Genomic DNA, 6,670 nt, shown 5'->3' on the forward strand with positions numbered 1-6,670 from the left:
CGCTGGCCGCCGCCCAGGAGGAGGCCGCACGGCGCCGCAGGGAGGCCGAGGAGACGCTCGGCAGCGCGCGCCAGGAGGCCGACCAGGAGCGCGAGCGGGCCCGCGAGCAGAGCGAGGAGCTCCTCGCGGTGGCGCGCGCCCGGGTCGACGAGGCGCAGACGGAGGCCGCCCGGCTCGTCGAGGAGGCGGACCAGCGGGCGACCGAGATGGTCACCACCGCCGAGCAGACCGCGCAGCAGGTCCGCGACTCGGTCGCCGGACTGCAGGAGCAGGCCCAGGAGGAGATCGCCGGGCTGCGCAGCGCCGCCGAGCACGCGGCGCAGCGCACGACGCAGGAGGCGCAGGAGGAGTCCGACCGGGTCCGCTCGGACGCGTACGCGGAGCGCGAGCGTGCCACCGAGGACGCGAACCGGGTCCGCAGCGAGGCCACGGCCGAGTCGGAGGCCGCCAAGTCCCTTGCGGAGCGCACGGTCGCGGAGGCGATCGCCGAGTCCGAGCGGCTGCGGGGCGACGCGTCCGAGCACGCCCAGCGGGTGCGCACGGAGGTCGCGGAGCTGCGGACGAGCGCCGACCAGGACGCCTCCCGTACGCGCGCCGAGGCCCGCGAGGACGCCAACCGCATCCGGTCCGACGCGGCCGCGCAGGCCGACACCCTCATCACCGAGGCCACGTCGGAGGCCGAGCGCCTGACGACGGAGACGAACACGGAGGCGGACCGGGTCCGCGCCGAGTCCGTCGCCAAGGCCGAGAAGCTGATCGCGGACGCGAGCGGGGACGCCGAGCGGCTGCGCGCCGAGGCCGCCGAGACGGTCGGCTCCGCGCAGCAGCACGCCGAGCGGATCCGCACCGAGTCCGAGCGGGTCAAGGCGGACGCGGCGGCGGAGGCCGAGCGCCTCAGGGCGGCCGCGCGGGAGGAGTCCGAGCGCGCCCTGGACGAGGCCCGCAAGGACGCCAACAAGCGGCGTACGGAGGCCGCGGAGCAGGTCGACAAGCTCATCACGGAGTCCGCCGCGGAGGCCGACAAGCTGACGCGCGAGGCGCAGGAGTCCGCGCAGAAGACGACGGCGGACGCCGAGGCGCAGGCCGACTCGATGGTCGGCGCGGCACGCAGCGAGGCGGATCGGCTGGTCTCCGAGGGCACCGTCGAGGGCAACGCGCTGGTGGAGAAGGCCCGTACGGACGCGGACGAGCTGCTCGTCGGCGCGCGCCGGGACGCGACCCAGATAAGGGAGCGGGCCGAGGAGCTGCGCGACCGCATCACGGGCGAGATCGAGGAGCTGCACGAGCACGCCCGGCGCGAGTCAGCGGAGGCCATGCGGAACGCGGGCGAACGCTGCGACGCGTTGGTCAAGGCCGCGGAGGAGCAGCTCGCCGAGGCGCAGACCAAGGCCAAGGACCTGCTCAACGACGCGAATTCCGAGGCCGGCAAGGTCCGTATCGCCGCCGTCAAGAAGGCCGAGGGGCTGCTCAAGGAAGCCGAGCAGAAAAAGGCCGACCTCACGCGCGAGGCGGAAAAGATCAAGGCCGACGCCGAAAGCGAGGCGGCTGCCATGATCGACAAGGGTCAGCGCGAACTCGACGTCCTGGTCCGGCGCCGCGAGGACATCAATGCCGAGATCTCCCGTGTCCAGGACGTGCTGGAGGCGTTGGAATCTTTTGAGTCACCGTCCAGCGGGGGGAACAAGGACGGCGGCGTCAAGGCAGGAGCGGCGGCAGGGGCCACACGTTCGGGTGGCAAGGGCTCCGAGGGGTAGCCAGGAAGGCAACTGTCGTGCTCGACAAGGACCTTCGGCCCTTCATCTGGCAAGCTCTCCGCCGCTACGCCACTCAAAAGGGGTGTCATTCTCCAGATCAAACGGGCATCTGCTCGATGACACGCCGCTTGGACCCCTAGGATTCCCTCTATCACCTCACCGGTCTCATTCGACAGGAACCCCATGAGCGACACTTCCCCCTACGGCTTCGAGCTTGTGCGGCGTGGGTACGACCGCGCTCAGGTGGACGAACGCATCTCGAAGCTCGTCTCCGACCGTGACAGCGCTCTGGCCCGTATCACTGCTCTGGAAAAGCGCATCGAGGAACTCCACCTCGAGACGCAGAACGCCCAGGCTCAGGTGAACGACGCGGAGCCGTCGTACGCCGGCCTCGGCGCGCGCGTCGAGAAGATCCTCCGCCTCGCCGAGGAGGAGGCGAAGGACCTGCGCGAGGAGGCCCGTCGCGCCGCCGAGCAGCACCGCGAGCTCGCCGAGTCGGCGGCCCAGCAGGTGCGCAACGACGCGGAGTCGTTCGCCGCCGAGCGCAAGTCCAAGGCCGAGGACGAGGGCGTTCGGATCGTCGAGAAGGCCAAGGGCGAGGCGACCGCGCTGCGCACCGAGGCGCAGAAGGACGCGCAGTCCAAGCGCGAGGAGGCGGACGCCCTCTTCGAGGAGACCCGCGCCAAGGCCGCCCAGGCCGCCGCGGACTTCGAGACGAACCTGGCCAAGCGCCGCGAGCAGTCCGAGCGCGATCTGGCCTCCCGTCAGGCCAAGGCCGAGAAGCGCCTCGCGGAGATCGAGCACCGCGCCGAGCAGCTCCGCCTGGAGGCCGAGAAGCTCCGCACGGACGCCGAGCGCCGCGCACGCCAGACGGTGGAGACGGCCCAGCGCCAGGCCGAGGACATCGTGGCGGACGCCAACGCCAAGGCGGACCGTATCCGCAGCGAATCGGAGCGCGAGCTGGCGGCGCTGACGAACCGTCGCGACTCGATCAACGCCCAGCTGACCAACGTCCGCGAGATGCTGGCCACGCTGACCGGTGCGGCCGTCGCCGCCGCCGGTGCCCCGGCCGAGGACGAGCCGATCTCCCGGGGCGTGCCCGCGCAGCAGTCCCGCTGATCGTTCGGCACACCGGAAGCCCCTTGCCACATCTAAGTGGCAGGGGGCTTTTGCCCGTTCTAACGTGACCGCATGATCGAGCTAGAGGGGCTGACCAAGCGGTACGGCGAGAAGATGGCCGTCAACAACCTGACCTTCACCGTGAAGCCAGGCATCGTCACCGGCTTCCTGGGACCGAACGGGGCCGGCAAGTCGACGACGATGCGCATGATGCTCGGTCTCGACAACCCGTCCGCCGGATCGGTCCGGATCGACGGCAAGCGCTACGCCCAGCTGAAGGACCCCCTCAAGTACATCGGCGCGCTCCTCGACGCCAAGGCGATGCACGGCGGCCGCAGCGCCTACCACCACCTGCTGTGCCTGGCGCAGTCCAACGGCATTCCGCGCGGCCGGGTCAACGAGGTCCTGGACACCGTCGGCCTGACCGCCGTCGCCAAGAAGAAGGCCAAGGGCTTCTCGCTCGGCATGGGCCAGCGGCTCGGCATCGCGGGCGCGCTCCTGGGCGACCCGCAGATCCTGATGTTCGACGAGCCGGTCAACGGGCTCGACCCCGAGGGCATCCACTGGATCCGGAACCTGATGAAGTCCCTCGCGGGGGCCGGCCGTACGGTCTTCGTCTCCTCGCACCTGATGAGCGAGATGGCGCTCACCGCCGACCACCTGGTGGTCATCGGCCAGGGCCGCCTGCTGGCCGACACGTCCATGGCGGACTTCATCCGGCAGAACTCCCGCAGTTACGTCCGGCTGCGCTCGCCGCAGCGCGAGCGGCTGCTCGACGTGCTGCACGAGGCCGGCATCACGGCCGTCGAGGCGGGCAACGGCACGCTGGAGGTCGACGGCCACTCCCCCGAGGAGCTCGGTGAACTGGCCGGGAGCCACCAGCTGGTCCTGCACGAACTGAGCCCCCAGCAGGCCTCGCTGGAAGAGGCGTTCATGCAGCTGACGGCCGAGTCCGTCGAGTACCACGCGCACACCGACGCACCCGCGCAGGCCGCGGCGCCGCAGGGCTGGGGCGGGACCTGGCAGCAGCAGGGCAACGACAAGAAGGGGGCCTGAGATGGCCGCGGCCCAGGTCCTCCGGTCCGAGTGGACCAAGATCAAGTCGGTGAACTCCACGGTGTGGACGCTCGCCCTCGCCGTGATCTTCTCGGTCGGGCTCGGCATGCTGATCAGCGCCCTGACCAAGAACGACTTCAAGAACCTGTCCACCAAGGACAAGCTGACCTTCGACCCGACGTTCATCTCGTTCTCCGGGCTCAGCCTGGGCCAGCTCGCCCTGGTGGTCTTCGGGGTCCTCGTGGTGGCCAGCGAGTACAGCACGGGCATGATCCGCACCTCGCTCGCGGCGGTCCCGCAGCGCGGCACGTTCCTGTTCTCCAAGGTGGCGGTCGCGGCGCTGCTCACCCTGGTCATCGCCCTGATCACAGCCTTCGCCTCGTTCTTCCTGGGCCAGGCGATGCTGGGCGACCACCACACGACGCTGAGCGCGCCGAACGTCCTGCGCGCCGTCCTCGGGGCCGCCCTCTACATGACCCTGATGGCGATGTTCTCCATGGGCGTCGCCTCGATGCTCCGCTCGCCCATGCTGGCCCTGGGCATCCTGATGCCGTTCTTCTTCCTGGTCTCCCCGATCCTCAACAGCGTCTCGGCCACGCAGAAGGTCGCCCGCTACTTCCCCGACCAGGCCGGCCAGCGCATGATGCAGGTCGTCACCTCGGGCGACGACGTGCCCTACGGCCCCTGGGGCGGCTTCGCGATCCTGCTCGTGTGGGTGGCCGCGGCGCTGATCGTCGGGTACGTCCTGCTGAAGAAGCGGGACGCCTGACGTAGTCTCCGGCGCCATGGCGCTCACCGGTCCCGTCCGTACCCTCACGGCACTCGGCTACGACACCGTCCCGGCCCTCGTCCCGCTCAGCTACCCCGGCCGGCCGGTGCCCGTACCGTCCCTGCTCCTCGGTGACGAGCTGCTGGAGCTGGCCGCCGACGGACCGGCCGGGCACTGGCTGCTGTCCGGCAACGGGGCGCGCCTCGACGACGTCCTCGTGGACCGGGGCCACGCGCCGACGACCGCCCGCACCCCCGTCCTCGCCGTCGGCTCCAACGCCTCCCCCGCGCAGGTCGCGCACAAGCTCGCCCGCCTCGGCCTGCCCGTGGCCGTGCCGATGGTCCCGCTGCGCGTCCGCGGCATCGGCATCGGCTGCTCCGCCCACATCGGGCGCAACGGCTACGTGGCGGCCGCTCCGTACCCGGACCCGCGGGCCGCGCACACGCTCGTCGTCTCCTGGCTCGACGAGGCCCAGCTGACGGCCGTCGACGCGACCGAGCTGCCGAACTACCGCAGGACCGCCCTCGCCGATCCCCCGCTCCCCGGCATCCAGCTCTACGTCAGCGAGCACGGCGTCCTGCGCGATCCGCTCACCGGTGCCCCGCGGCCAGGCGGCGGGGACCAGGCGCGGCTGCTGAGCGCTCTCATGGCCGGATCCCCGGCGCTCCGGTCCCTGCTCGGGCCGGCCCCGGACGACTGGGTGCGGCGGGCGGCCGCCTCCGCCGCTGTCCGCGAGGAGGGCACCCGGCTGCTCGGCGGCGGTCTCGGGCCCCGCTGACGGCTTTACCCGCTCTTGGCCGGAACCGTCAGCACACGGATATCCTCCTAACCCTTACGGGGGCCTGTGCCCCGACGTCCTGAACCTTGTCGAACCGTTCAGAACTTCCGATGGGTGCGGAGAATGATCGAGGCAGTCGGCCTGACGAAGCGCTACGGCGCGAAGACAGCCGTGTACAACCTTTCCTTCCAGGTGCGGCCGGGGACCGTCACCGGCTTCCTCGGACCCAACGGTTCGGGCAAGTCGACGACGATGCGCATGATCCTCGGCCTCGACCAGCCGACCTCCGGCCAGGTGACCATCGGCGGACACCCGTACGGCAAGCTGCCGAACGCGCCGCGCCAGGTCGGCGCCCTGCTCGACGCGAAGGCGATGCACGGCGGCCGGGCCGCCCGCAATCACCTACTGTGCCTGGCGCAGCTGGCCGGCATCCCGGCCCGCCGGGTCGACGAGGTGCTCGGGGTCGTGGGCCTCCAGGAGGTCGCCAAGCAGCGCTCCAAGGGCTTCTCGCTCGGCATGGGGCAGCGGCTCGGCATCGCGGCGGCCCTGCTCGGCGACCCGCAGGTGCTGCTCTTCGACGAACCGGTCAACGGCCTCGACCCCGAGGGCATCCTGTGGGTCAGGAACCTCATGAAGCAGCTCGCGGCCGAGGGCCGTACGGTCTTCGTCTCCTCGCACCTGATGAGCGAGATGGCGCTCACCGCCGAGCACCTGATCGTCATCGGGCGCGGGCAGCTGCTCGCCGACATGAGCGTGCGGGACTTCATCTCGCACAACTCGGCCGACTTCGCCCGGGTGCGCACCCCGGAGGGCGAACCGCAGCAGCGCGAGAAGCTGACCGCCGCCCTGACCGGGGCCGGCGGCCAGGTGCTGCCCGAGCAGGACGGCGCGCTGCGCATCATGGGCCTGCCGCTGCCGCGGATCAGCGAGCTCGCACACGGCGCGGACGTACGTCTGTGGGAGCTGTCGCCGCACCAGGCCTCCCTCGAAGAGGCGTACATGCGGATGACGCAGGGCGCCGTCGACTACCGCTCCACCGCCGACCAGCGGGAAGGGCTGCAGCAGCCGATGCCGCCGGGCATGGTCCCGCCGCAGCAGCTGCCGGTGGCCGGCCAGGGCCAGCCCGGCTGGTACGCCCCGCCGCCGCCCCAGGCGCAGCCGATGCCGCCGCAGCAGCCTCCGGGCCAGAACCCG

The 6,670-nt window shown here is 71.4% G+C and carries 5 protein-coding genes and 1 pseudogene; all 6 read left to right on the top strand.

What is annotated here, in order from left to right:
* Positions 1-1,754: pseudogene (locus tag G3I40_RS09380) on the top strand (hypothetical protein); the annotation flags it as partial.
* 183 nt (positions 1,755-1,937) lie between these two features.
* Positions 1,938-2,873 carry a cellulose-binding protein gene (locus G3I40_RS09385; RefSeq protein ID WP_018535394.1) on the top strand — a complete coding sequence of 312 codons (936 nt, stop codon included), beginning with the start codon at positions 1,938-1,940 and terminating at the stop codon, positions 2,871-2,873.
* 72 nt (positions 2,874-2,945) lie between these two features.
* Positions 2,946-3,929 (top strand): ATP-binding cassette domain-containing protein, encoded by a 984-nt coding sequence (locus tag G3I40_RS09390; protein ID WP_164301699.1) that lies wholly within the window; start codon positions 2,946-2,948, stop codon positions 3,927-3,929.
* Between the two features lies 1 nt (position 3,930).
* Positions 3,931-4,698: an ABC transporter permease subunit gene (locus tag G3I40_RS09395; RefSeq protein ID WP_164301700.1), complete on the top strand. Its 768-nt coding sequence runs from the start codon at positions 3,931-3,933 to the stop codon at positions 4,696-4,698.
* Between the two features lie 16 nt (positions 4,699-4,714).
* Complete coding sequence (locus G3I40_RS09400; RefSeq protein WP_164301701.1) at positions 4,715-5,476, top strand: hypothetical protein; 762 nt, start codon at positions 4,715-4,717, stop codon at positions 5,474-5,476.
* A gap of 123 nt (positions 5,477-5,599) precedes the next feature.
* Positions 5,600-6,670, top strand: a 1,071-nt coding sequence (locus G3I40_RS09405; protein ID WP_164301702.1) for an ATP-binding cassette domain-containing protein, incomplete at its 3' end; no start/stop codon positions are given.

Origin of the sequence: Streptomyces sp. SID14478 (genome assembly GCF_010548525.1) — a bacterium.
Lineage (GTDB): Bacteria > Actinomycetota > Actinomycetes > Streptomycetales > Streptomycetaceae > Streptomyces.